Origin of the sequence: Methanoculleus sp. UBA291 (assembly GCF_002499755.1) — an archaeon.
In the GTDB taxonomy this organism is placed as follows: domain Archaea; phylum Halobacteriota; class Methanomicrobia; order Methanomicrobiales; family Methanoculleaceae; genus Methanoculleus; species Methanoculleus palmolei.
The window spans coordinates 1-4,510 of the sequence record NZ_DANC01000001.1 but is presented as its reverse complement, the minus strand read 5'-3'; the positions used below and the strand labels follow the sequence as shown (position 1 = coordinate 4,510).

Below are 4,510 nucleotides of genomic sequence, written 5' to 3'. Positions count from 1 at the left end.
GAGATCTCCTTTTCCCGTCACGATGAAGTCCTGCACCCGCCCTTCCACCCTCTCGAGCAGCGGATAACTTTGCCCGCAGGTGCAGGGGTTCCCGGCCGCTACGGCAAGGTCCATGGTCCGGTATCGGATGAGAGGGCAGACGAAGTTGGTGAGGTTCGTTGCGACCACCTCCCCCATTGCTCCCGACCCTTCGACTGGCCGTCCGTCTCTCCCGATCAGTTCGACGATGCCGTATTCGGGAAAGATGTGGTAGCGGGAACTCTCCTCGCACTCCCCGGCGAGCACCGTCTGTTCGGAGTTCCCGTACCAGGAGAAGACCCGGCACCCGAATGCCTCGGTGAGCAGGTTCCGCTGCCAGGGGTAGAGGCTCTCGGACCCGCAGAGGACCGCCTTCACGTTCGGGAACGGTTTGATTTTGTGGTCCAGCATGTACCTGGCAAGGATCACGGCGGTGGACGGGTAACCCTGGATGAACCGGGGCCGGAATTTTCGGATGCGGTCGATGTAGGCCGGCATGGTCTCTTCGGTCATGTGGTGGGAGGACATCAGCAGCCATCGGCCACAGAGCGTTTTCTTCCAGAAGATCTCCTCTTTCGGGGACCCGACGATGTAGCCCCTGAGGACGACGCACCGGTCGGTGAACCGGTATCCGACGCGGTCCCACTGGGTCTTCATGAACGCCCACTCGCGTGCGCGGGACGCCCCTTTCTCGTAGTAGAAGCCGACGGGGATGCCGGTGGAGCCGCCGGTGGTGACGTATTCGAAGGCGGACTCCGGGTAGTTCCTCGCCTTCAGGTCGGGGAGGTTGTTTTGCAGGTCTTCCCGGGTCAGGAAGGGGAGGAGGGCGAGGTCGTCGAGGGTCTGGATGTCCCCGGGCACCAGGTTCCGCTCCTGAAAGACCCGGCGGTAGTAGGGGACGTTCTCGTAGGCGTGGTCGAGCAGGCGCGAGAGCGTCTGTATCTGGTAGGCCGTGAGTTCCTCGCGGCTCCATCGTTGAGACCGCCGGAGGAGGGAGTATGTCTTTCTGTAGGCGAAAAATGCGGGGAAGATCTGAAGGGCCCTCATTGTCATAGATTTCTCTCGTGAGGGAGCTTTCGATCTCCGATACTTCATCCGCAGACCTCTCGGCACTGTCGATGGCAATACACCGCATTAAGCATTTTGCTCGGAGTGAAAGGGAACCCTACCGGGAGCGCGGCGAGATGGCCGGTGTGTTCGACGTTTTGTACGGTTTAGAAGAAATTCTCCGAATACGGGAGGTTAACCAGATCTTTTCGGGACGTGCGGTAAAAATGCTTGAGAAACTCCGTAAAAAGGCTTTTTTCTGATATGACCACCCATATGTCGCCGTATGCCCCCGAACTGTTACCCTTCCAGGAAAGAAATGAGACGTCATCCACAGCAAGGAGGCGGAGAGCGACCATGCCCCTACCTCACGCATCGTCGTATATAATGATTCCTGCCGACGGAGTCTTTGGTCTTCCAGAGCCACGTCCCGGGCAGGACCCCCGTACCCCGTCCCGCGCCGCCTCTTCCGAGTTCAATGAGCCTGGAGAAAGGTATATTAGACTCTAGAGATGATGGGGGGTCACCAAAGAGCAAACGGAGTAGCGAGGAGATGGTAACGGAAATGACAATACACAGGGTTGACGACAGGGATACCTGGGACTCCTTCATCGACGCGAGTCCGTCCGGGTACCTCTTCCACAAGTGGGACTATCTGCACCTGACGGCAAAGCATACGGGGAGCACGCTTCTCCGGTATGCAGTCTATCAAGGAAATGAGCCGATCTGTCTCTTCCCGATCTTCTGCAAGCGGCTGCACGGCATAAACACCGTCTTTTCTCCTCCTCCGCTCACCGTGATCCCTCACCTCGGGTGTGTGATGAGCAGGGACTTCGATGGCCTCAAACAGAGCAAGAAGGAATTTCTCCTCGGGATGGTCGCAGGGGAGATCCGGGACGAGATCCGGAGGCTTTCGCCGAACTACCTCTCGATTACCTTTGTCCCGGGGTTCAACGACATCCGCCACTACCTCTGGGACCAGTGCGATATGCGGGTCCGGTATACCTACACCATCAATCTGGATCGAACGCTTGAGGATCTCTGGAACGACCTCCACAAAAAACTCCGGAGTAAAATTAAAAAAGAGGAGAATGCCGGTCTCCGGCTGGAGAAGAGCAGCGATGTCGCCATCCTTCACCGGCTCCTCGCCGACCGTTATCGGGACCCATCGCTTGATATCCCGCCCATCAGACTGGACTACCTCGAAGACCTCGTGCGTGCTTACCCGGATCAGATCGGGGTCTATCACCTCTACGACGCCGGGGACGAAATCGTGGGCGTGGTGGCAACTCAGGAGTATAAGCGGTTTTTGCTCTGGATCGGGACGCCCCGGCTCGAGAGCGCTCACGCCGGAAACGAGTACCTCCAGTGGCTCCTGATCCAGCGGGCAAAGGCTGAGGGCTACCGGATCTTTGAGAATATGGGTGCGAACAACCCGGACCTGGTCTTCTTCAAGTCGAAGTTCAACCCGGATCTCACGATGTACTTCGAGATCAAGAAGTCCGATTCCCTCGGAACGGTCTCCGAGTGGGCGTACCTCACCTTCGTCAAGAGACTGCTGATGACGGCGGGCAGGATCTAGGCGCCGTTACCGCCGGATCTCCGGCGGTCTGTCTTTACTCTCATCCCTTAGAGGTCACCGATCGAGATCGGGAGTTTCTGGATGAGATACCGGAACTTGCCGCCCATGGTGCGGGGGATCTCATCGACGAAGTGGACATGGACGTTCACTTCATCGCCGAGCTGCCACTGGAGTTCTTTGGTCAACTGCCGGGTGTCCTCCTCGGTGTAGGTCGGCTTTCTGACGACTTTCATGATGAGTTCGCCCACCTCCTCCTGGTACATCTGAAACTGCCGGATGTTCTCGAACGCTCCCGATTCGTAGTTGATGGGCGTGACGGAGATCAGATGCCCGCTCCGGGTCACGATAAATTCCTGGAGTCGTCCTTCGACCTTCTCGAGCAGCGGATAGGCGCGACCGCACGAGCACCGGTTCTCCGAGGCGACCGCGACATCCATGGTTCGATAGCGGATGAGAGGGCAGACGAAGTTGGTGAGGTTCGTTGCGACCACCTCCCCCATCGCGCCCGGTCCTTCGACTGGCCGTCCGTCTCTCCCGATCAGTTCGACGATGCCGTATTCGGGGAAGATGTGATAGCGGGAACTCTCCTCGCACTCCCCGGCGAGCACCGTCTGTTCGGAGTTCCCGTACCAGGAGAAGACCCGGCACCCGAACGTCTCCGTGAGCAGGTTCCGCTGCCAGGGATAGAGGTTCTCGGACCCGCAGAGAACCGCCTTCACCGTCGGGAACGGCTCGATCTCGTGCTCCAGCATGTACCGAGCAAGGATCACGGCGGTGGACGGGTAAGCGTGGATGAACCGGGGCCGGAATTTTCGGATGCGGTCGATGTAGGCCGGTATGGTCTCCTCGGTCATGTGGTGGGAGGACATGATCAGCCATCGGCCGAAGAGCGCCCGTTTCCAGTAGACCCCGCTTGAGGCCGCGTCCACCACATGTCCCCTGAGGACGACGCACCGGTCGGTGAACCGGTATCCGACGCGGTCCCACTGGGTCTTCATGAACGCCCACTCGTGCGCCCGGGAGGTCCCTTTCTCGTAGTAGAACCCCATGGGGATGCCGGTGGAGCCGGATGTGCGCACGTATTCGAAGGCGGACTCCGGGTAGTTCCTCGCCTTCAGGTCGGGGAGGTTGGCCTGGACAATCTCCTTGGTCAGGAAGGGGAGGAGGGTGAGGTCGTCGAGGGTCTGGATGTCCCCGGGCACAAGGTTCCGTTCCTGAAAAACCCGGCGGTAGTAGGGGACGTTCTCGTAGGCGTGATTAAGCAGGCGCGAGAGCGTCCGTATCTGGTAGGCCATGAGTTCCTCTCGGCTCCACCACTGGGACTGCTGGAGAAGAGCGTAGGTCTCCCGGTAGGTACGGTAGGACGGCACCAGGCTGAGCGCTTTAACGGTGAGCGGATTTGCACGAGACGCCCATTTTAGAACATCGGCCTTCATGTGCGCATCTCCCGGGTCAGACGGACATATCGGAGGATACGGGTTCAATTTTCGCCACCTCCTTTTCGCTGAAATGTACCGGCAGGTTCTGGACGAAGTAGCGGTACTTGCCGCGGGCGGTAAGCGGTATATCGTCGACATACCGAATGGCAATGGTTACGTCGTCGCCGCAACTCCTGCTTACTTCCCGGTAAAGATATTCCGCATCCTGCTCGCCGAATGAGGGTTTTCTTACAATGTTCAGGATGACTTCTCCGACCTTTTCCTGGTAGAACTGAAACTGTTTAACGTTGTCGAACGCATCGGTATCGATATTCATGGCGATCCCGGAGAGGAGATCTCCTTTTCCCGTCACGATGAAGTCCTGCACCCGCCCTTCCACCCTCTCGAGCAGCGGATAACTTCGCCCGCAGGTGCAGGGGTTCCC

4 protein-coding genes and 1 pseudogene are annotated in these 4,510 nt (G+C 58.7%); 1 reads left to right on the top strand and 4 read right to left on the bottom strand.

Annotated features, from left to right (window positions below; all coding sequences use genetic code 11):
- The coding region (locus tag BP737_RS00025; protein WP_342685800.1) for a phenylacetate--CoA ligase family protein at positions 1–1,071 on the bottom strand (1,071 nt) is incomplete at its 3' end.
- A gap of 161 nt (positions 1,072–1,232) precedes the next feature.
- Positions 1,233–1,424 (bottom strand): hypothetical protein, encoded by a 192-nt coding sequence (locus BP737_RS00020; protein WP_342685799.1) that lies wholly within the window; start codon positions 1,422–1,424, stop codon positions 1,233–1,235.
- 206 nt (positions 1,425–1,630) lie between these two features.
- Here BP737_RS00020 and BP737_RS00015 point away from each other — a divergent pair, with 206 nt between their 5' ends.
- Complete coding sequence (locus tag BP737_RS00015) at positions 1,631–2,647, top strand: GNAT family N-acetyltransferase (protein WP_292408560.1); 1,017 nt, start codon at positions 1,631–1,633, stop codon at positions 2,645–2,647.
- 47 nt (positions 2,648–2,694) lie between these two features.
- Here BP737_RS00015 and BP737_RS00010 read toward each other — a convergent pair whose 3' ends face one another.
- The gene (locus BP737_RS00010) at positions 2,695–4,083 is read right to left on the bottom strand and encodes a phenylacetate--CoA ligase family protein (protein WP_292408557.1); all 1,389 of its coding nucleotides are present in this window, start codon (positions 4,081–4,083) and stop codon (positions 2,695–2,697) included.
- A 16-nt stretch (positions 4,084–4,099) separates the two neighbouring features.
- Positions 4,100–4,510: pseudogene (locus tag BP737_RS00005) on the bottom strand (phenylacetate--CoA ligase family protein); the annotation flags it as partial.